Here is a 22,220-nt window from a genome sequence, read left to right as displayed (position 1 = left end):
GTTTTCTCCTAACCGATGCTCAGACGTTTGATAGATTTGCGCTTGCCGTAAGCAATTTGTATCAGCGCACGCGTCACCAAAATGGCGGTAAATAGCGAGCTGACAATACCAATCGCGAGGGTAATCGCAAAGCCTTTAATCGGACCCGTACCTATCGCAAATAAAATAAAGGCGACCAGTAAGGTTGTGATATTGGCATCGAAAATACTACTAAAAGCACGGTCAAAACCTGCGACGATGGCGGATTTTGGCCGGACACCATTTGCCAGCTCCTCACGTATCCGCTCAAAGATCAGCACGTTGGCATCGACCGCCATACCAATGGTCAAGACAATACCAGCAATACCCGGTAGGGTGAGTGATGAGCCTAAGATTGACATGATAGCAATGATAATAATGACGTTAATTGCTAGGGCCACGTTGGCAATGACGCCAAATAAGCGATAGAAAACAATCATAAAGGCGAAAACTAATAGATAACCCACTTGGGTAGAGAATAAGCCTTTTTCGATATTTTCTTGACCGAGTGATGGACCAATCGTACGCTCTTCCACGAAATACATCGGTGCTGCTAGCGCCCCTGAACGTAGTAAAAGGGCAAGCTCAGCCGCTTCAGCGCTACTGTCAAGTCCAGTAATACGGAATGACGAGCCCAGTACCGCTTGGATATTGGCACGGTTAATGACTTTGGTTTCTGCATACGGTGTACGTACTTCAACCGTCTCACCAGTCGCTGGGTCTTCTTTATAAGCGATACGTTGTTTATTCTCAATAAACAGCACCGCCATTTGTTTACCGACAGCAGTACGGGTAGCGTTTTGCATGAGCTTGCCACCAGCACTATCTAGGGTAATGCTGACTTCAGGCGAGCCATTTTCATCGATGCCTGTCTGAGCATTGGTGACTTTATCACCGGTGACAATCGCTTGACGCTCAAGCAATACTGGCGGACCATCGAGTGTTTCAAAGGGGAACGCTTCAGTGCCAGCAGGCGGAATACCGCCCATATAGTTTTCAGCACCTTCAGCAACCATACGGAACTCAAGGTTAGCCGTACGACCAAGGACACGTTTTGCCTCAGCGGTATCTTGTACGCCTGGAAGTTCAACGACGATACGGCTAGCACCTTGCGATTGTACCAAAGCTTCAGTCACGCCAAGCTCAGCAATACGATTGCGTAGGGTGGTCAAGTTTTGGTTGACCGCGTAGCTATTGATTTCATCTAAGGTGGCATCGTTATACGCTAAAATCAGCGCAGGGCCCTGCTCATCAATCGAAGACTGTAGCGTGAAAGTATTACCCATCGAGCCTTGTAAGATGTTTTGCGCACGGTTACGGGTATCGGTATCAGCGAAATGCAGCACCACGCCACGTTTTTCGGTTTTGATACCTTTTACCGCAATACGCTCAGCACGTAAGTCACGGCGCATATCACGACTGGCACTGGTCAAACGCTGCTCGAGCGCTTTATCCATATCCACTTCTAGTACAAAACGTACACCGCCGCGCAAATCAAGCCCGAGTTTCATCGGTTTTGCACCGATATCACGCAACCACTCTGGGGTCGTTTGTGCCAAGTTTAGTGCGACCACATAGTCCTCGCCCAAATTCTGACGCAGCACTTCCTGAGCTTTTAGCTGATCGACTGGATTATCGAGACGCACCAGCGCGCTGTTGCCCTCAAAGGTACCATCATGATTATTGATGCCAGCCTCTTCAAGTAAGCTTTTAGACTGGGTCAAAATACCTTCAGATAGCTGTGTACCTGCTGCGGCACTGGTAATCTGTACGGCAGGTTCATCAGGATAGAGGTTAGGGGCCGCATATAGACCGGCAATGATAAGCACGACGGCGATGAGTAAGTATTTCCAAGCGGGATATTGCATAATCACTTCTTTAAGTTGATAAACTACTGGCGACGCAGGCCACAAGTTAGCAGATGGGAAGTTAGCGATAACAATGGCAGGTGATTAAATGGAGAGCTACTATTGTGTGTTAGTAGTCGTACTAAATTCTGCACCACTGCGATCATCCGCGATGATAGTAAAGCAAAAAACGGTTAAGCGTAAACAGTAAAGCGAAAAATGACCGTAAATAATGTACGGTCATTTTACAGTCATTACAACCAATAATTGATATCTAGCAGCAATTAAGCTCAATAAAAGTTTGTCAATTATTGAATTTCTAAATGACAATTAAACGCTTTCAATGGTGCCAGCCGGCAATACTGAAATCACGGACGCACGTTGCACTTTAACATCGGTATGATTGTTTAAGCTCACTACCGCATAATCACCTTCCAATGCTTTAATACGGCCCATAAGACCACCAGCAAAAATGATTTCGCTGCCAACGGTCAACGCGTTGACCATCGCACGGTGTTCTTTGGTACGTTTAGACTGTGGGCGAATCACCAAAAAGTAAAAAATGGCAAAAAAGGCAACCGGCAACAAGATTTGTCCAAACATTGACGCAGCGCCGGCAGTTTCTGGTGCCGCATGGGCCGCTTGAATGAATAAGCTCATAATTTCTCTCAGTAAGTCATAGATAAGAATAAATTTACACGCATAGTAACAAAAAATCTCAGGCTTGGTAACTGTTAATCATAGGCTGAGGGCGTTTTTGTTGCAATTCATGGGGTGGCTATGATAGTTATAGTGATAGAGGATTTGTTATTATAAGCAAAGCAAGGGCAATTATGCAGTAGACATAACAAGCCAAATGTTAAGTTAATATAAAGTTGTTATTATTTTATAATTTTCAAAAATATGGGTAGCTATATTTCTAAGCAATTGATAATAATAGCTATTTATCGCAAATTGCCAGTATCATAAACAGAATGGCTGTATAATAGAATGGTTTGAGCACGTTTTTAATGATTGGGTAGAAAAGCATTCGTATTTATCGGCTATTATTTTCTATCTGCTGGCGCTTGCGCATGATATATTGTGATTTCCTTTTTCTTCTTTGTTTAGGTTACCTAACTTGTTTACCTTTTTTATGTCTGTACCTCGCTTATACCGTCCGCGCGCTTGCCGCAAAGACGCTTCTGCTGAACCTCCCCCGACGATGGGTGGCAATGGTCGCTCTTATGTGACCAGATTTAATAGTAAATCGTTTTTCGCGTTTATTCTATTGCTAACCTCTTTGCTACCACAAACGGTTTGGGCAGCAGGTGAGGTAGCAAATCCTACTGCTAGTAGCGTGCTACTGCTTATTTTATTTGTCCTTATCGCCATTGGCATCTCGTTTATTTGTTCGTTAGCAGAAGCGGCACTCCTCAGTATGACGCCGTCGTATATTGCTGACTTGCAGGAAACGAACCCCAAAAAGTCCAACATGCTAAAACGCCTAAAGGTTGATAATATCGATCAGTCGTTGGCAGCCATCTTAACGTTAAATACTGTGGCGCATACTTTGGGCTCGATTGGGGCGGGTGCGCAGGCGACGATTGTCTTTGGTAGTGCTTGGTTTGGACTGTTCTCGGCGTTCATGACCTTGGCTATTTTGTTTTTATCCGAAATCATGCCAAAAACCCTAGGCACTATATATTGGCGCCAACTGGGCGGCATGGTTGCTTATTTTGTCCGCGGTATTATTTTGCTGCTCTATCCTTTGATTTGGTTCTCAGAAAAATTAACCAAACTGCTGGTACGCGGTAAAGAGCCGCAAGCGTTTAGCCGTCGTGAATTTGCGGCGCTCGCCAGCATCGGCGAAGAATCAGGACAGATTGATCCATTAGAGTCGCGTATTATTCGTAATCTATTGGCATTTGGGGCGATTAAAGTTGAAGATATCATGACCCCGCGTTCGGTGATGCTCGCATTTGAAGAGCATAAAACCGTGGCTGATTTATTGGTCGACCGTCCCAAACTGACCTTTTCGCGTTTGCCAATTTATGATGGAGATTTAGACAATATCACCGGTTTTGTCTTAAAAACCGATATGCTTTTGGCAAAATTTAACCATGCCGCTCATAAACCACTGACCCAGTTTAAACGCGATATTACCTTTGTATTTTCAAAGATGAAACTGTTTGATTTATTAGAGCTGATGCTAAAAAACCGTATTCATATTGCTATCACCGTTGGTGAGTACGGCGAAGTTAAAGGCTTGGTAACTTTAGAAGATGTGTTTGAAACTTTATTAGGGCTTGAAATTGTCGATGAGATAGATCGCGTCGAAGACATGCAAGCCTTAGCTCGGCAGATGATGGACAGACGCGTTGAGCGTTTAGGCATGAAGCTTAGCGATGATGAAAGTTATGAAGACGGTCATAATGAACATAAGCATGAGAAAAATGGTCATTAAAAATTGGACTAAGCAGATAAATGCACAGCATTGTTTTGCGTGAGATTCGCAATTATCACACAGGGTGTCACATGGCTGTGAGAATTGGGTGATAGGCTAAAACTAACATAACAATGTGTCGTTAATTAATCTAAGCTTTACACATAAATAGCCTTAAACACAAAAGAATTATAAGCGCCTGATAGATTTAGATCTTAAGTCAATGTATGACCATAATCTATAGCCATAATATTATTTGGCTTTAACGACACACGACGATAATGATAATAGTATTACTAAGGAATATCATGAAACGACTATGGGGAAAAGGGCTAATTGCTCTATTGATAAAAAGTGCTGGCGTGACAGCAGTAGTGGCCGCTGCTAGTGCTATCAGTATCAACGCGCAAGCGGCGACCATGAGCAATGCGCTGGTACAAAACTATGCCGCTGCTATGAAGTCAGCTGCCAATAGCCAAAACACCAATCAGGTTGCGCGCTTGGTGTCTGATGATGCACTGATTTCGATGTCCAGAAAAGGCAAAACCACCAGCCTTGATAAAGACGCTTATCTGCAACTGCTGCAAAGAAGCTGGCGTGATACGTCAAACTATCGCTACGATATTACTGTGGATAACATTGTGATTACGGGCGACCAAGCCAAAGCCAATGTCACCACCAATGAAAGCTGGGTAAAAGACGGTCAAAAAGTTTCATTTGTCACCTCGTCGCGGGTCACACTGACGTTATCTACGGGTAATGCAGTGCTTTTACGCGCGGTCTCACAAGTGACCATCAACTAAAAATTAGTCATATATCAAGTTCTGTATTATGAAGTAAGCCATCAAAAGATAAGGCAAATGACTTTTTGCGCATTATCTTTACGATTAGGCTGGTTTTTGTTTGATATTGCGTACTATACTGTCGATTAACTTTATTTTATCACTTATTGTTGTTAGGAAACTTCCACTATCATGTCTACTGTGTCATCAAAATCTCGCTCCTTTATCGCTTTACCATTGACGCTGGCGGTGTCGACTTTACTTATCAGTGCTTGTAGTAATACCTCAGCGGTAAAAAAGACGGGTGCGACCGGCAGCTCAGCTGTGGTTAACAAACGTCCCGCTACTCAAGTGACTAAACCAAGCACGGGCGCTGATTATTCGACAGCTTTCTTGGATGCTGAAAGCTTAGATGAGCTGGCAGATTTATTAGAAGCGACTGATATGACGATGGTTGAAGGTAATAAACTTGCTATTCAACAATATGGTGATTTGTGGAATCGCTTGCGCGCAGGCTACCGTATGAATGGTGGACGCCCTGTTTATAATCAGCGTATTGAAGCGCAAAAAGGTTGGTTTACCAGTCGCCAAGACTATCTAAACCGCTTGACCGCGCGTGCCAGTCGCTATCTTTACCATACCGTTCGAGAAGCTGAGCGCCGTAATATTCCAACCGAACTTGCGTTATTGCCCGTAATTGAGAGCTCCTACGATCCAAGTGGTACCAGTAGTGCCGCCGCCGCCGGTTTATGGCAATTTATCCCAAGTACAGGACGCATTTATGGTCTAAATCAAAGTAGCACCTATGATGGTCGCCGTGACGTGATTGAATCAACTCGTGCTGCGTACGACTTTTTGACCGCACTGCACAATCAGTTTGGCAGTTGGGAGCTGGCATTAGCTGCTTATAACGCCGGTCCTGGTCGGGTGCAAAAAGCCATCGATGCCAATGCGGCGCGTGGTTTGCCGACCGATTATTGGTCGCTCAGACTACCGACTGAAACCATGAACTATGTACCGCGATTTTTGGCGGTTGCCGAAATCGTTGCCAAGCCTGAGCAATATGGCGTCTATCTGCCTGCTATTGCTAACCGTCAGCATTTCCGTAGTGTACCGGTCAATTATGGCGTGAGCCTAGCGGAAGTATCGCAAGTGACTGGGGTCAGTTACGATGAGTTAGAAAGGCTAAATACGGCACTGACATCAGCGCGCGTCGACACCTCAGGGCCGCAGCGTATTATCATTCCGAACGATGTTAGCTTAACGACAGATGCCAAGCTTAGCTCGTTAAGAGGTAATGGTAGTAGTAATGTGATTGCCTCTAGCAATACCAGTATTAGCACGACGCCTAGCTATTCAGGCTCAACCACACCAAGCTACAATAATAAACCATACACCAGTAGTGGCTCGTTACCGACTACCGGCAGCGCCCTTGCAGAGTATGCGGCGAGCGCGAGCGTACCACAGCAGACCACCAGTTATATTCCGCCCACGGCTTCACCGACCAGCAGCTCCGTTTATAGTAGCAACAATACCGTCCGCACTGAGCCGCCGCTGACGTCTGCTGAAACCAAAAAGATTAACGCTGAGCTAAAAAACAGTAACAGCTTACCGACCACATCGGCGCAAATCACGCAAAACAATACCATCATTCAAGAGCCGCCATTAAGTAAAGCGGAGCGTGATTACATTGCCAATCAGATTCGTATCAGTACGCCTGAAACCAATGTCGTTAACGCCGATGGTAATATCAACCTATCAGCCGTTCAGACGCAGCAGTCGATTTTAGAGGCAACGGGGCAAGAAAAGAAACTGAGCTTCCCGAAAAAAACCGCAAGCAAGCCAAAACCAGAAGGCGCACGTACTACTTATACGGTAAAACGAGGTGATACTTTAGCAAATATCGCCAGCCGTGCTGGTGTTAGCTGGCGTGATATCGCTGAATGGAACCAGATAGATGCGAGTGCCAACTTACTCGCAGGCAGTACTTTATACCTATACAACGCCAAATCTATCGAGCCATTAAGTAGTGCCAGCAATACCGCCGCAAGCCAGCCTGAAAGCTATATCGTTCAAGGTGGCGACACGCTAATCGGTACCGCCAATCGCTTTGGCTTGTCAGTCACCCAGCTCGCTACCTACAATAATCTGAGCAGTAGAGCAGACTTGCTACGTGGGCAAAAACTGTGGTTGGTACCTGGTAAAGTCACCGCGCCTGCGGCCACGCCTGCTGCGCCATCGACCAAACCTAGTAAATCCAGTACGGCTACCAAAAATTATAAAGTCAAACCGGGCGATGGTTTGATTGCGCTATCTCGTCAATTTAACGTGCCGACCACCACCTTGGCAAATTTAAATAATATGGGTACGACGGACTCACTATACGTCGGTCAAATCTTAAAAGTGCCTGCCAATGTAGACTTTACTGCTGCAAATACTAGCTCGAGTAGCGCTAGCAATCCTGTGAAAACCAGTGCTCCTACAAGCACAGTGGCAACGACTAACTATAAGGTTAAATCGGGTGATACTTTAATTGGTATTGCAAATAGTGTTGGTATCAGTCCTGAAGAGCTAGCAGCCGTTAACCCTAACTTTGATGCTAGGGCGCGCTTACAGCGTGGTCAGACAATCAAAGTGCCTGTCACCAAAGATTTGGTCGATCGTCAGCTTAATGACAAAGCGGTCAGCTATAAAGTGAAATCAGGCGATACGTTAACGGGCGTGGCGCAGCGTTACAATATCGGCTTAAGTGATTTGGCCGCCGCCAATAATTTAAAAACCAATTCTAATCTGATATTGGGCCGGACGATTACCATTCCTGCAAACGGTACGGTCAGTGTTGCTAGCACGACTAACAGTAATGCTAGCAGCAGTAGTAAGAGCAGCACCGCAAGTACAGAAACAGCCAGTAGCACCAGCGCTGGTAAAAAACTTGGTAATACCGAAAGCTATAAAGTAAAAGCAGGCGATGGTCTGATTGCGCTAGCGCGTCAGTTTGGTATCTCGGTAGAGGATTTGGCAGCGACCAATGATTTGGCGACCAACGCCCAGTTACAACGTGGTCAAACCATCAAAGTACCAAAAGCAACGGTCAGCTATACCGTAGGCTCGGGTGACAGTTTGATTGGCCTAGCACGTAAGTATGGCGTATCTACCAAAGAGCTTGCCGATATGAATAACATTGCTGTCGATACCATGCTGCAACGCGGTCAACGTTTAACCGTACCGAATCGCTAATGTAGAATGTAGTCGCATTTGACAAATTTTAAGCATTAAAAAAAGCTGCTCTAATTAAGAGCAGCTTTTTTGTTGGCATTATTTTGTTCAAGATATAAGACTTTATTCAAGGTTTAGAGCCTTTAGCAAAACCATATTAAACCGTTTGGGTTTTAATGGTTTCAAGATAACTTCTAATATTACTCACATAATGCATGGCCTGACCATAACGGCTGTTTGACGCTCTATTTTCCGACAAATAAGCATATATGTTTGCCCAGCTTTTATCATCGATGCCATTGGCGCTCAATTTACGCTGGATACCTTTTACAGCATTTGGACCCATATTATAAGCGGCAAGGGCAAACCAGATGCGATCGGTTTTTGGTACATCAGCGAAATCGGCTTTCATTTGCTCCAAATAACGAGCACCGCCACCAATACTTTGATACGGGTCAACGCGATCAGAGACGCCCATCGCCTTAGCGGTATTATTGGTCAGCATCATGATACCGCGCACGCCAGTCGGAGAGACGGCATTGGCATTTAAATGCGACTCTTGATAGCCCATGGCGACCAGTAGCTCCCAATCATGATTATAATTGCGCGCTTGCTCTTGAAACGATGACTGATAATCAGGCAACTTTTCTGTCAAGGTCTTTTTAAAATGGTCTTGGCTATAAGCGTCTTTTAATAAGTTCTGATTATAAAACGCCGCCAATTTTTGCGTGTGTTCAAGCTTAATACTATCACATAAAAAGTAACTGGCTTTTTGCGATAATGGATCGTTGGCAGAATTAAATGTCCAACTGACCTTAGGATGCAGCCCATTTTTAGTCAAGCTGGCATCATAGCCGCAGCTCACATTAACAGAGGCTAAGTCTAGCTGGCTTTTTAGCTGGGTGCTGGCGGTGGTCAAAGCCATATCGGCATCGCCTGATTTTAAAGCTCTGAGCGCTGCCTCTTCGCTAGCATAGGCTTTGAGATTGATGTTGACGCCAAGCCCATCTGCATAGCTACGCACTAAATCATAGCCAAAACCGTGCTGAAAGCCGTCGGTTGCAAAGTAGGTGCTGTCACCCGGTACAGCAGCAACCGTTAGAGTGTTTTCTGACATAACGTGCGCATAGGCAGGCACGGGAGCGTTCATCGTGGTCAAGCTCTCAGCCGGTAAAGAGAGCAGAGCGATGCTTGATACTTGTGCCAATTTCTTGGTTTTGGAAAATTTGGTTTTGGCGAAACCAGTCACTTTGATAGGTGCAACTGCTGGAACGAAGTTACTTTTGGTGTGCAGTAAGCGCTTAGATGGACGCAGTAAATAAGAAATACGGCGTTTGGCCCCTTGCGCAGATACTTTCACACGGTAAGTAATACGCTGCATGGATGTCTCCTGATTTTAGCCATCCTGCATACCATAAAAATGCTTGATCAATTTATGCGGCTTATATAGTTATAAAAAGCGTATGGCTATATAAGTGGCATAAACTGGCGTTACATTTTAGATCACATCAGCCTAATAAATAGTATAAGGTCGCTGTCATCTTGTTTACATATGGCGTTGCTAACATCAAATATACAACCGTTAGCACAACCGTCTTTTTATCATTTAACGCATAGGTAGCTATTTTTTAGAAGATAAAACACGCACTTCAAACATCATTCTAAAAAAAAGACGCACCACAGCGCGAAGGGTATAAATCGGATGATTCCTTCATCGCTATAAAACGAATTATTACTTAAAAGACTGGCTATAAACCCATATGAAACATAGGTAAGGTCATGAATAAATTATTGAGACAAATACGCAGCATAAGAGCCGTACAACTGCACTTAATCATTGCTGCATTTATATTAATCACGAGCTACTCTTTAAATCGATTGTAGTAGAAGAGCTGGCTAATAATATGGATTGCTCAGCGATAAATATGAGTAATAATACTGTCTGCTAGCGAGTAAAAAAACACCATCAGAGAGATTTTGCTCTCATCTTATCGCGACGCTAAAATAAAAATACTGTTTCAAAAACCATAATCACATAAGCTAAATAATGCAAAGAGAGTATTTAAATGATCACCGTTAAAAACCTTATTAACTTATTAAAAAATAGAGCTTTAAGCGATGAAACAAATTTTAGCGCCATAACCGGAAGCTATAAAAATGGGAAGTCTCATGACAAGACATTCTTTCTTCAGGAACTAATATGCGGATATTCATTATATTATTCAAGTAGAGTTAATAAATTAGCGATAAAACTTAACAATAGAACTATAAACGGTAAAAAACGTCCTTGTTTTGGCTGACCCAGTGACAAAAAGCGCTATAAGAAAAGATTGCGCTTAAGCAGCATTTTCTGTATTTAATGAAAAACTCTAAAATTAGCGCTTAAAATAGTAAGAGAATAGTTGCAAGTAGATCAAACAGCTTAATCATTAGGCATTAATGATTAGGCTGGGTTGTCAATATCAATAAAAGTCACTGGCAAGCCAAATTGCTCAGCCAGCAGTTCGCCCAACGCTTGAATACCGCCGCGCTCGGTCGCATGGTGACCGCAGGCAAAATAATCAATGCCAAGCTCGCGGGCGCTATGGGTAGTGCGCTCTGATATTTCACCAGAAATATAAGCATCACAGCCCATCAGCGCTGCTTGCTCAATCATATCTTGCGCGCCGCCTGTACAGATACCCACGCGTTCAATTAATCTGCTGTCCGCTTGCGTAGGCTCAGCGTTGGGTGCGGCGTTGTAGGCAGCGGGAATATGTAACGGTATTCGTCCGAGGGCAGCGGTAATCTGGGTAATAAGGTTTTGAGCGCTTTGCGGCTGGCAGGTGGCAATATTGCCAACCGGATGCGTTTCATGCGGATAAAGCGCGCCGATGATATTCATATCGAGTAACTCAGCAAGTTTGGCATTATTGCCAATAATAGGATGGGCATCGAGTGGCAGGTGGTAGCCAATCAAAGAGATGCCATGCTGCATCAGTTTGCGGACACGCTGTCCTTTCATGCCTATGATGGGCGCAGGCTCGCCTTTCCAAAAATAGCCGTGATGCACCACGATAGCATCGGCGTTATCAGCAATCGCGGCGTCAATCAACGCCTCACAGGCGGTAACACCAGTAACAATACGCCCGATAGGTCGCCCGCCATCTACTTGCAAGCCATTTGGCGCATAGTCTTTAAAGGCTGCTGCTGATAAGTAGTCGTCACAAAAATCCGTCAAAGCTTGCGCGCTAATCGTCTTATTTGGCGTTTGGCTTGAAAACTGACTTGAGAACTGGTTTGAGGATTCGGTTAAGCTATTGTGTTCGGTCATGGTCATTCCTTATAATTGTTGCCGTTACGGACGCTTCTTGATTGTTTGTTATTTGCAGATTTCGAGCGTTCAATGCGGTAAGTATTGCCGCTAAATAAGCAAAATGTCTGTTTATAATTAACTTTGCTCTAAGTCGTTAGGGTGTTTAATTGCGCCATTTTAGCATGGCGCTGTAAAAGTGTAGATGGCGCGGATAACTGAAACGGTACACGATACGTTACTATTTATCGGTATGGCCAGTTATAATTTACATACCTGAATCTATAGAATCCGTAGCGCTTATATTATTCAATCTTGTCTTAGCTATTTTAAGCATTATTGTCCAACGAGAAGCGTTTGCGTATAGTCATCATTCATTCACTGTTTTACCAAACTGTTTTCACAAAACTATTTTTAAAATAGAGAGGTTTTTATATGTCGTCATCTCGGAATACCAATAACAAGGCCGGCGCGTTAACGTGGTTGCCTTGGGTTTTGTTGCTGATAGTGGTTGCAGCGTTTATTTGGTTGTTTACGAGTATGAAGACGGCATCAGAGCAAGCGTGGGAGCCGCCTAGAACGACGCCTGCCGAGCAGCAAGCGTCAGCGCCGGCGTCCGATACACCAGCACCGATTGCCTCTTATCATAATGGCGTTGCGCGCGCGTCACAATCTGTCGTCAATATCTATACCACGCAGACGATGGCCGAGCATCCTTATATGAACGATCCGGTATTGCGCCGATTTTTTGAGTTTCATGGTGGGCCTTCCCAAGAGCAGGGCAATACCAACTTGGGTTCTGGGGTCATTGTTTCAGAAAATGGTTATATCGTGACCAACGCTCATGTCCTTGAAAAAGCCGATGAAATCACAGTTGCGTTAAATGATGGGCGCAAGAGCCGTGCAAAATTGATTGGTACCGATCCAGACAGTGATTTGGCGGTGATTAAAGTCGATATGACCGATTTGAAACCCCTTGGCTTCCGTAAAGACCCTATTCGTGTTGGCGATGTGGCATTGGCGATTGGTAATCCATTCGGGGTTGGTCAGACGGTGACGCAAGGTATCATCTCGGCAACAGGACGAACAGGACTGGGTGTTAATAAGTTTGAAGACTTTATCCAAACCGATGCGGCGATCAATCCGGGTAACTCAGGTGGCGCGCTGGTTGATGCTTACGGCGAGCTTATTGGTATTAATACCGCTATTTACTCGCGCTCTGGTGGCTCGATGGGTATTGGTTTTGCGATTCCTACTGCCATCGTTGAGCAAGTGATGAATGCGATTATTAAAGATGGAAAGGTTAGCCGTGGTTGGCTCGGTATCGAAATCCAATCACAGCTGCGCGACCCAACCCAGCTTGAGACCTCAACTGGGGTAGAAGTATTTAATGTCGTGCCTAAAAGCCCAGCGGCTAAGAGTGGCTTACGCATTGGTGATATTATTTTGTCAATTGACGGTATTGAGATGACAGATGCCAATACCTTAATCCAGTATGTTGCTCGTAAAGCGCCGAATACCACGCTTAATGCCCAAGTCTTACGCCAAGGCAAAAACAAGCAAGTAAAAATCCTGCTCGAAGAGCGTCCAGCGCAAGAACCTATGGCGCGCCCTGTTATCATTCACGATGAAACGCTTGGCGGTATGGGCGATCCTAGTCTACAAAATGATGGAGAAGAAGTGCCAATGATGTCAGAAGCGGAGCGTGACCGTATGCGCGAAGAGCTATTGCAGCTATTTGAAAGAGATGGTGCACCTTTATAACGCCATGATTTACATATAGTGCTTTACAGTTTAAGAGATAACAAAAAGCGCGCTATTTTGAAGATAGCGCGCTTTTTTATTAATGTTTTTACTTTTAAGAATAACTTTATGAATATATCCGCTATTTTTCTATCAGCTCATGATTGATATAAATGACGCCTTGCACGCGGCAGCAGCAGGGCAAGATTTCGTCTTCTTCAATCATAGCAAGTGGCTCAAACGGATAATCAATAACGTGTGAGCTGGCGATGCGCTTGATGCGACAACTGCCACAATAGCCTTCCTTACACTGATAATTGATATCATGTCCGGTGCGTAGCAATCCATCGAGCAGACTTTCGTCATCATGCAAGTAGAATTGCTTCTTACTCGTCATTACCCAAGTCATAATTCAACCTTATCTCAATTTACCCATCGCATGTAAAGTTGTCTTTAATGGTACTTTTTAATCATAAAATCTTGCTAAAACGGTAGTGGCCTAACCTTAAAATAGTAAGATTAAGCCATGACATTCATGAGCTTAGAGTTAAACGTTTAAAGCTCTTAAAGCTCAAAGTCGTCAAAATCGCTATTTGATAAATCTGAATCAATTTGACCGACCAAGTATGAGCTGATTTCGGTTTCTTGCGGCGCAACTTGCACGTTATCAGACGACAACCAAGTATTGATCCATGGAATCGGGTTTGATTTTGAGTTCGGGAACGCTACTGGTAAGCCAACCGCTTCCATTCGTAAATTGGTGATATATTCGATATATTGGCAAAGGATGTCTTTATTTAAGCCGATCATTGAGCCGTCTTTAAACAGATAACCCGCCCATTCTTTTTCTTGCTGCGCCGCTTTGGTAAAGATTTCGATGCTTTCATCGAAACATTCATTAGCAATCTCGACCATTTCGGGATCGTCACGACCATTACGCATCAAGTTTAAGATATGTTGCGTCCCGGTCAAATGTAGCGCCTCATCACGGGCGATTAATTTAATAATCTTCGCGTTACCTTCCATCAGCTTGCGCTCAGCAAATGCAAACGAGCAGGCAAACGACACATAAAAACGAATAGCTTCTAAGACGTTGACCGCCATTAAGCATAAATACAGCTGTTTTTTAAGCGACTTTAAGCTGACCGTCACTTCTTTGCCATTGACGGTATGCGTGCCTGCGCCATACATATTGTAAAGCTGTGAGTCGTAGTACAAATCATCGTAATATTTGGCGATATCAGAGGCGCGCTCTAAAATGTGCTCGTTTTGCATAATGTCATCGAAGACAACGCCGGGATCATTGACGATATTACGAATGATGTGGGTATAGCTGCGCGAGTGAATGGTCTCAGAAAACGTCCAAGTCTCAATCCACGTCTCAAGCTCAGGAATAGACACCAACGGCAACAGCACCACGTTTGGGCTACGACCTTGGATAGAGTCGAGTAGGGTCTGATACTTTAGGTTACTGATAAAGATATGCTGTTCATGCGACGACAGGTTGCCATAATCGATACGGTCTTTTGAAACGTCGACTTCTTCTGGACGCCAAAAGAACGACAGCTGCTTTTCAATCAACTGCTCAAAGATAGGGTGTTTTTGTTGGTCATAACGCGCCACGTTGACCGGTTGACCAAAAAACATCGGCTCTGTTAGCGCATTGTTTGGCGTTTGAGAAAAAATCGAGTAAGTCATCGTGCTACCTTTATAAGTTATACAAATGGTTAATCTAAAATTGGCTTTGCTATTTTTAAAATGCGCTCGTTACTGTATCAGCAACGATAGCTTATAAGTTTTCTAATGCTATCTGTGTCTGTTCGTGTCCGTCATTCATATAGGCTTTAAATATCTCGCTCAGCTCACTATCGTCCAATCCTTCTAGCTCATCGATAGCGCTCTTACGCAGCGTACTCAATTCCACCTCTGCGGCTTTCTGTACTGGTTTTTTTGGCGGCTTCTTGATTGACTTTTTTGCTGGTCTTGGCGCGTCCATCTTTGTTACTTCGTTGGTATTTAATTGCTGACGAACTTCCTCGATATCGACTTCTACTTGCACGATATGCGAGTTACCATCATTTAGGTCGGAAAATACATTAGGGATAAATAAACCACCGTCTTTGATGATTGCGGTATATTGCACGTCTATGACCTCCGTCATTTTTATTCTTTCTGTGTTTTAATTATGGCTGGCGAGTCGCAAGCGCCTCATATACTTTGTTATTTTCTCTTTTGCCTACGGCTAATACATAAACCACGACGACATCATCTTTGACGATATATACCAAACGATAGCCGATGGTGCGTAGTTTGATTTTATAGGCGTCTGTATGTCCTGAGAGTTTTGACGCAGGCACACGCGGATTTGCTAAGCGCTGCTGTAATTTTTTCTTAAACTGCTGCTGAATACTGGGCGCTAGCTTTTTCCATTCTTTTAACGCCAAAGGATGAAATTCAAGATTATAAGTCATCCAAACTTACCTTTATAGGTGTTTGCCCGTCATTCATTCGGGCGTTAACGGTTTGGCTGAGTGCCATATCGTCCATCGCTTCCATCATGCGCTCAAACATATCTGTGGAAACCAAGTAAGCCACAGGTTTATTGTGATTTAAAATAGCAACAGACTCACCGTCCGACTGTTTAATCAGTGCCGAAGGGTTGGTCTTAAGCTCTGAGATACTGGCTGTCTGTGTCGCAAATATCGGTTGCATGATTCATTCTCCGCTAATATTAGGCTCTAAATATAGGACTAATTTTAGCACGAAAATTAGGTCTTAATTGTTAATCTATATATTGTGTAGGGTGCGCCTCACGCACTGTTAAATACAATTTCCATATCATCGGTGCGCTGGGTGCACCTCACAATCTAGAAAACAAATTAAATAATTCTGTCTTTTTTCTATTCTTAGTACAGGCTTTAAGAAATAGACCCCCAAAACTTGAAATTTTAATAGTTCCTCTGCTAAAACTGACGTTACCTTTCATGAAATGAGAAATTATTTCGACGTCTTTTAATTCTGTAGGAGCATTGGAATAAGTTTCTTTTATTATTTCTTCTAATCTCTCGTAGCGCTGAGCAGCTGAGAATTGCACATTAAAATTCATATCAATTAAGCCAAGCCCAATTAGATTACTTATGTGAGCTGTAGCATTCTCGTCATATATATCTACATCTAATATTAATTCTGATATTTGTTCTACTGGATGAGAACTGTCATCCGCAATAACATTAACGGATACTATGGCCAGATGTTTCTCATATATAAGCTCTAAGATCTTAACTTCTTTAGGAGACAGGTTGTTAATAATATTAACAAAGCTAGGATGAGTAGATTCACACTGTTCTTTGTCAGAAGCTTTCGCTAATAATTCAGTATAAAGTTCTACAAGAGTTTCATCAGAAACATACATTAGTTTTTCTAGAATAGGTACACCAATCTCAGGAACAACGGATTGAATATTTTCTTCAGAAATCTCTTCAAGCTTTTGTCGATATTTATTCAAATTGCTCTGAATAGTAATTTTAGATTTTTCATTTTTTAATGCTAGAGGCATTAGTATGGTATTTCCATAGCCTAGCAAAGTACCAATTGCTTGACCAACTTGAGAAACGCCTGGTTTCAAAAGGTCACCATACACTTCTAACAAGATGTTATTCGATGTTTCTAAAACCGCTTTCACTATTCCCTTTTCCATAAAACAATCCTTTCAAAATGATTTATAGTTTTTTAATCAAAGCATTAAACAGCGAGTTCAACCCAAAAGCCAAACCCGCCACCCGTCAAACTCTAAATCTTACAGGCCCCGCCAGCACAATCATCTTCCATATCCGCTTGCGCATCATTCGCACCATCACGCGTATTATGATAATACAACGTCTTCACGCCAAGCTTATACGCGTTTAGCAGATCTTTAAGCAGTATCTTCATCGGTACACGGCCACCTTCATAACGAACTGGATCGTAGTTGGTATTGGCAGAGATACTCTGATCGACGAATTTTTGCATGATGGCGACCAGCTTTAGGTAACCGTCATTATTCGGCATTTGCCATAGTAGCTCGTACTGATCCTTTAGCTTATCAATCTCAGGCACGACTTGCTTTAGGATGCCATCTTTTGAGGCTTTAATAGACACCAGACCGCGTGGTGGCTCGATACCGTTGGTGGCGTTGGCAATCTGACTAGAGGTCTCAGACGGCATCAAGGCAGTTAGGGTAGAGTTGCGTAGACCGTGCGTAGTAATCTCAGTACGTAGCGTTTCCCAATCGAGATGTAGCGGCTCTTGGCAGATTTGATCCAAGTCTTTTTTATAGGTATCAATCGGCAAGATACCTTGCGAGTAGGTAGTCTCATTAAAAGCAGGGCAAGCGCCTTGCTCTTTAGCCAATTTGTTTGACGCTTTTAAGAGATAAAATTGTAACGCTTCAAAGGTTTGATGGGTTAGACCATGCGCGCTGCCGTCTGAATAGCGTACGCCATTTTTCGCTAAATAATAGGCATAGTTGATCACACCAACGCCTAAGGTACGACGACGCATACTGCCGTTTTCAGCGGCTTTGACTGGATAGTCTTGATAGTCGAGTAGGGCATCAAGCGCGCGGACGATTAGTTCGGCTGGCTCTTCTATATCGCTAACGTTTTCAACTTTGCCTAAGTTGACTGCTGATAGCGTACAAAGGGCAATCTCGCCAGTTTCGTCATTGATGTTATCAAGAGGCTTGGTTGGCAGGGCGATTTCCATACATAGGTTTGACTGGCGAATCGGCGCAACGCTCGCGTCAAATGGGCTATGGGTGTTGCAATGGTCGACGTTTTGGATATAGATACGACCAGTGCTGGCGCGCTCTTGCATCATCAGACTAAACAATTCCGTTGCTGGAATTTGACGGCTACGAATGTTAGGGTCTTGCTCGTACTTGGTATATAGCGCTTCAAATTTGTCTTGATCTTCAAAGAACGCATCATACAAGCCTGGGACATCAGATGGTGAAAACAGCGAGATATCCTGCCCTTTAATCAAACGGGTATACATGGTTTTGTTTAACTGGACGCCGTAATCCATATGACGGACACGGTTGTCTTCGACGCCGCGGTTGTTTTTTAGCACCAACAATGACTCAACTTCTAAATGCCATAATGGGTAAAATAACGTCGCTGCACCGCCGCGCACGCCGCCTTGTGAGCAGCATTTAACCGCCGTTTGGAACAGTTTGTAGAATGGAATACAGCCAGTATGCTGTGCTTCGCCGCCACGGATAGGGCTACCAAGGGCGCGGATACGACCAGCGTTGATGCCGATGCCAGCGCGCTGCGACACATAACGGACGATGGCACTGGTGGTGGCGTTGATAGAGTCTAGGCTATCACCACATTCGATTAGGACACACGAGCTAAACTGGCGCGACGGCGTGCGTACACCTGACATAATAGGCGTTGGTAGCGAGATTTTAAATTGTGAGGTCGCATCATAAAAGCGTTTGACATAGCTTAAGCGCTCGCTCTTTTCATAGTTGGCAAACAAACACATGCCAACGAGCATATATAAGAACTGCGGACTTTCGTAAACGGTCTTGGTCACGCGGTCTTGGACAAGGTATTTGCCCGCCATTTGCTCAACGGCGGCATAAGCCAAATTCATATCGCGCCAGTGGTCGAGGTATGCTTCTAATTCATCAAATTCTGCGCGGCTATAGTCTTTTAGAATATGCTCGTCGTATTTACCGGCATCGGTCAACGTTTTGACATGGTCATACAGATGCGGCGGAGTAAATTTATTATAAGCAATTTTACGTAAATGGAAGATCGCCAAGCGCGCCGCCAAATACTGATAGTCAGGTGTGCTTTCAGAGATGAGATCGGCGGCTGACTTGATGATGGTTTCGTGAATATCACGCGTTCTGATACCGTCATAAAACTGAATATGCGACTTTAGCTCAACTTGCGATACCGACACATTATCTAAATCATGAGCTGCCCACTCGATAACCTTGTGAATCTTGTCTAAATCAATGGGCTCTAAACGTCCATCACGTTTGGTTACTTTGATATTATCGATATGTGTCATGCTGACCTCGTAAGTTGATTGCTAGGTAGTTATTTATAATGTTGCTTTATAAGCTGCTGCGCGGTTAAGTCTGGCAGACATGCTTTGTCACGCTATCTTTCAGACGCTATCTGTTTTAAGACAAGATATCCTGTCATGGCAGATGTTTTTTTAGGTAAAACGATGCCCTGGCTCATAGTGACGGTTTAAATCACTGAGCACTACATATAGCGTATTTGTTAGTAGATGGACACAATATAGCGGGAAAATTTTGAAAATGCTATATTGATTTTAAGGGCAAACTATGTTGATGCGAGGGTAAAGCGTGTCCAAATTTTGGCAAAGGACGATGGGATAAGGGTTAGACGCCGATAAGAAAAATAATAAAAGTTTTGTAAAAAATGGCGCGAATTTACTTTTTATTGTTGGCTAAATTTATAAGGGCAAATTGTCTAAATAGCAGTTATATTTCGGGTGGAGATTGTACCGCAGACAATAAAAAATCGCCACCCATATGAGTGACGATTCGGATGAAAAACGGGCTGGATTTTATAAAATTAACAAAACTGACTTTAAACCACCATACGTACGGTTTTTGCATTATCAAGCGCCGCATAAAGCGTGTTCACTTGCTCAACGGTGGTTAAGTATAAATTGGCACGTACCGAATGGAAGCGTCCAGTTTTTGAGGGTTTGACTTCCATAGAGGCCAAATCAAACTCAGGGAATTGGCTACCCAAGATAAGCTTCACTTCATTAAGCAAGCTTTCGTGCTCACCTTCATGACCGATGATGCTCATTGGATAGTTCATTGGGAAATCCCACAGCTCAGGGTTTTGCACGTCAGTTTTTTTGCCTTTTAAGATACCGTCATTAGCGACCAATTCTGTCACTTTGACCTCTCTTTTCGACGTTGGACTAGCATTACTGCCTTGACTTTCGGTGCTCGAGTTGTCAGTGTTTGGAGTAGTGGTGTCTTTTGGATCATCAGTCATGATGTGGTCCTTATTTTTTATTGAAATATGATAAGCACTTTATGCACCATTTATAAGGGCGTTCGGCGTATTATTCAAGTGTCACCCAGCGATAACGCACATTAAAACCGTTATTTTTTATAACCACAAATTGCCACGTAGTCGCCGCGATCATAGCCTTCGATGACCTCTTGGACTTTGTCATTGGCATACATAGGATGGGTCAATAAAGTCTGCGCATATTCAAAATCCACGAAACCATTGGCTTGCATTAAGGCTATTTTTTCATCAGAGGTACGCCAGTTAGCTGACTTCACTAGCTCGATAGGATAAGGGTCAGCAGGCGAGATGTGGGCAAGTAGTGGATGCTTCCACGTATCTACCGCGCTGGCAAGGTTATATAAGCTGGCAAAGCCACTTTCTTTTGGTACATCAATCAGAATAAGTTTGCCGCCCGTTTTTAGAGCGTCAAAGGCTTTTTTGATACAGACATCCAAATCGCTGATGTAGCTGACACTGCCGTTAAACATAATAATATCGAACTTATTAGGTTCAATCTCGCAGGTTTCGGCTGGGCTGATATCGACTTGCATACCGCGCTTTTCTGCGACTGCTGCCATGTCTTTTGACGGCTCGATACCATGTTTGATATGAATGTCATAATCCTTTGCTAGCAAGGACTCAAACAGTCCACTACCGCAGCCAATAGACAATATCTCGCTGTCTTTATCCAAGAAATGAGCAACCAGCTTTAGCTCGCTGGTCAGTAGGTTTTGATTGTCAAAAAACCAACTGTCATACGCGCTTGCGTGTTCATCGAATGCTGCCATGATGTTTCTCCTTGTGGATCGTTATTATTGATCATTATTTTTGATTCTAGAGGGCTTTTTTAGAACCAAGCTAGATTGAGTATAAGTTAAGACAAATCTAACGCCTGCTGCCAAAAATTCACTTCCATACGCGCGGCGGTGTTAAATAAGCGTTGGAACTTGTTTGCTTGAGCAGGGCTGGCATCGGCTAGTAGCGTATTAATTTGTGCTTCGTTTTGCGCGGTAATTATTTGAAAGTCATCGCTTGAAAACACCTCAATCCATGGCTGATACGGATTATCAGCGATAAATCCTTGTTCTTTTATAGACTTGCCAATTTCTCCATAGCCCATCAGGCAAGGTGCAATTGCAGCATACAGTTCGGCCAGTGAGCCTGACATTGCCGCGTCTAATATATAGCGACTATAGGCGATGGTGACGGCAGACTCAGGAGCGTTTTCTACTTGTTCAAGTGGGATATTCCACTGATGACAGAAATCCAAATACATACCAATTTCCATGTCGAGCATGGCATTGACACCCGCTTGACCGACGCGCATTTGTGCTAAGTTATCGCTTTTATAAATACTGAGCGCCATCACGCGGGTATAGTGAATTAAGTATAAATAGTCTTGAATGAGGTAGTGGCGAAAGCTATCAGGGGCGAGTGTGCCAGCTGTCAGTTGTTTGACGAAATCATGCTGAGTGTAATCGTTCCATGTAGGGCAATGGTGGCGTAGGGTTTGATAATCCATAGTTTTTACTTACTGTTATAAAGTGCAGTAAGCTAAATATAAGAAACGAGAAGTGATAAGGCACAGTAAATTTGCCAGTCTAAAGTAACTAGATTGGCAAAATATAAAGTAATTATGACTTATATATCGACACGCTTGTTTCCTACGTCAGTGCTAACTGCATCAGGTTCGCGGGTAACTCTCAGCCATGATTTTGATGGTAATTAAATCATCAAAAATCAAAGCACCCCGACAAGGTTTTTATGATTTAAATGTTGGTCTTTATGGTTATAAAACAACCAAGCGTCCCTATGATAGGCGAACTCAGCCATCAT

Annotated in this window: 18 protein-coding genes and 1 riboswitch; of the genes, 4 read left to right on the top strand and 14 right to left on the bottom strand. The window is 43.7% G+C overall.

The annotated features are described in order from the left end of the window. Positions 1-8 precede the first annotated feature (8 nt). A complete protein-coding gene (gene secD, locus A7325_RS11235) occupies positions 9-1,886 on the bottom strand; it encodes a protein translocase subunit SecD (RefSeq protein WP_068408185.1) in 1,878 nt (625 codons plus the stop codon). 309 nt (positions 1,887-2,195) lie between these two features. Beyond that, complete coding sequence (gene yajC / locus A7325_RS11230) at positions 2,196-2,525, bottom strand: preprotein translocase subunit YajC (protein WP_068408182.1); 330 nt, start codon at positions 2,523-2,525, stop codon at positions 2,196-2,198. 475 nt (positions 2,526-3,000) lie between these two features. Between yajC and A7325_RS11225 the strand changes: the two genes are divergently transcribed. The 3 genes from A7325_RS11225 to A7325_RS11215 all read left to right on the top strand — a co-directional run bounded on the left by A7325_RS11225 (position 3,001) and on the right by A7325_RS11215 (position 8,309). Beyond that, positions 3,001-4,311, top strand: a complete 1,311-nt coding sequence (locus A7325_RS11225; protein WP_082894393.1) for a hemolysin family protein — start codon at positions 3,001-3,003, stop codon at positions 4,309-4,311. 287 nt (positions 4,312-4,598) lie between these two features. Then, a complete protein-coding gene (locus A7325_RS11220) occupies positions 4,599-5,093 on the top strand; it encodes a nuclear transport factor 2 family protein (RefSeq protein ID WP_068408181.1) in 495 nt (164 codons plus the stop codon). Between the two features lie 171 nt (positions 5,094-5,264). Beyond that, positions 5,265-8,309: a LysM peptidoglycan-binding domain-containing protein gene (locus tag A7325_RS11215; protein WP_068408179.1), complete on the top strand. Its 3,045-nt coding sequence runs from the start codon at positions 5,265-5,267 to the stop codon at positions 8,307-8,309. Between the two features lie 136 nt (positions 8,310-8,445). Here A7325_RS11215 and A7325_RS11210 read toward each other — a convergent pair whose 3' ends face one another. Both A7325_RS11210 and A7325_RS11205 read right to left on the bottom strand, forming a co-directional pair. Next, a complete protein-coding gene (locus A7325_RS11210; protein ID WP_068408177.1) occupies positions 8,446-9,669 on the bottom strand; it encodes a transglycosylase SLT domain-containing protein in 1,224 nt (407 codons plus the stop codon). A 1,062-nt stretch (positions 9,670-10,731) separates the two neighbouring features. Then, the gene (locus tag A7325_RS11205) at positions 10,732-11,601 is read right to left on the bottom strand and encodes a Nif3-like dinuclear metal center hexameric protein (protein ID WP_082894391.1); all 870 of its coding nucleotides are present in this window, start codon (positions 11,599-11,601) and stop codon (positions 10,732-10,734) included. A 414-nt stretch (positions 11,602-12,015) separates the two neighbouring features. Between A7325_RS11205 and A7325_RS11200 the strand changes: the two genes are divergently transcribed. Next, positions 12,016-13,344 (top strand): S1C family serine protease, encoded by a 1,329-nt coding sequence (locus A7325_RS11200; RefSeq protein WP_068408175.1) that lies wholly within the window; start codon positions 12,016-12,018, stop codon positions 13,342-13,344. 121 nt (positions 13,345-13,465) lie between these two features. Here A7325_RS11200 and yfaE read toward each other — a convergent pair whose 3' ends face one another. The 10 genes from yfaE to tenA form a co-directional block, all read right to left on the bottom strand. Beyond that, complete coding sequence (yfaE, locus tag A7325_RS11195) at positions 13,466-13,732, bottom strand: class I ribonucleotide reductase maintenance protein YfaE (RefSeq protein WP_068408173.1); 267 nt, start codon at positions 13,730-13,732, stop codon at positions 13,466-13,468. Between the two features lie 155 nt (positions 13,733-13,887). After that, positions 13,888-15,021: a class Ia ribonucleoside-diphosphate reductase subunit beta gene (gene nrdB / locus A7325_RS11190; RefSeq protein ID WP_068408171.1), complete on the bottom strand. Its 1,134-nt coding sequence runs from the start codon at positions 15,019-15,021 to the stop codon at positions 13,888-13,890. A 91-nt stretch (positions 15,022-15,112) separates the two neighbouring features. Further along, positions 15,113-15,484, bottom strand: coding sequence for a hypothetical protein (locus A7325_RS11185; protein WP_227515007.1), 372 nt, complete (start codon positions 15,482-15,484; stop codon positions 15,113-15,115). Between the two features lie 22 nt (positions 15,485-15,506). After that, positions 15,507-15,794, bottom strand: coding sequence for a type II toxin-antitoxin system RelE family toxin (locus A7325_RS11180; RefSeq protein ID WP_068408169.1), 288 nt, complete (start codon positions 15,792-15,794; stop codon positions 15,507-15,509). Further along, positions 15,784-16,035, bottom strand: coding sequence for a type II toxin-antitoxin system Phd/YefM family antitoxin (locus A7325_RS11175; protein ID WP_068408167.1), 252 nt, complete (start codon positions 16,033-16,035; stop codon positions 15,784-15,786). Before A7325_RS11175 ends, A7325_RS11180 begins: the two co-directional genes overlap by 11 nt. A 148-nt stretch (positions 16,036-16,183) precedes the next feature. Beyond that, on the bottom strand, positions 16,184-17,020 hold the full coding sequence (locus A7325_RS11170; RefSeq protein ID WP_068408165.1) for a DUF4393 domain-containing protein: 837 nt from the start codon (positions 17,018-17,020) through the stop codon (positions 16,184-16,186). Positions 17,021-17,112: 92 nt separating this feature from the next. Further along, positions 17,113-19,389, bottom strand: a complete 2,277-nt coding sequence (gene nrdA / locus A7325_RS11165) for a class 1a ribonucleoside-diphosphate reductase subunit alpha (RefSeq protein ID WP_068408163.1) — start codon at positions 19,387-19,389, stop codon at positions 17,113-17,115. A 551-nt stretch (positions 19,390-19,940) separates the two neighbouring features. After that, on the bottom strand, positions 19,941-20,252 hold the full coding sequence (locus tag A7325_RS11160; RefSeq protein ID WP_372396278.1) for a YbeD family protein: 312 nt from the start codon (positions 20,250-20,252) through the stop codon (positions 19,941-19,943). A 221-nt stretch (positions 20,253-20,473) separates the two neighbouring features. Continuing rightward, positions 20,474-21,172, bottom strand: coding sequence for a class I SAM-dependent DNA methyltransferase (locus A7325_RS11155; protein ID WP_068408161.1), 699 nt, complete (start codon positions 21,170-21,172; stop codon positions 20,474-20,476). 86 nt (positions 21,173-21,258) lie between these two features. After that, positions 21,259-21,906 (bottom strand): thiaminase II, encoded by a 648-nt coding sequence (gene tenA, locus A7325_RS11150; RefSeq protein ID WP_068408158.1) that lies wholly within the window; start codon positions 21,904-21,906, stop codon positions 21,259-21,261. 122 nt (positions 21,907-22,028) lie between these two features. After that, positions 22,029-22,147: riboswitch (TPP riboswitch) on the bottom strand. Positions 22,148-22,220: the final 73 nt, after the last annotated feature.

Origin of the sequence: Psychrobacter sp. SHUES1, assembly GCF_001652315.1 — a bacterium.
GTDB lineage: Bacteria > Pseudomonadota > Gammaproteobacteria > Pseudomonadales > Moraxellaceae > Psychrobacter > Psychrobacter faecalis.
This window is presented reverse-complemented; position numbering and strand designations above follow the sequence as displayed.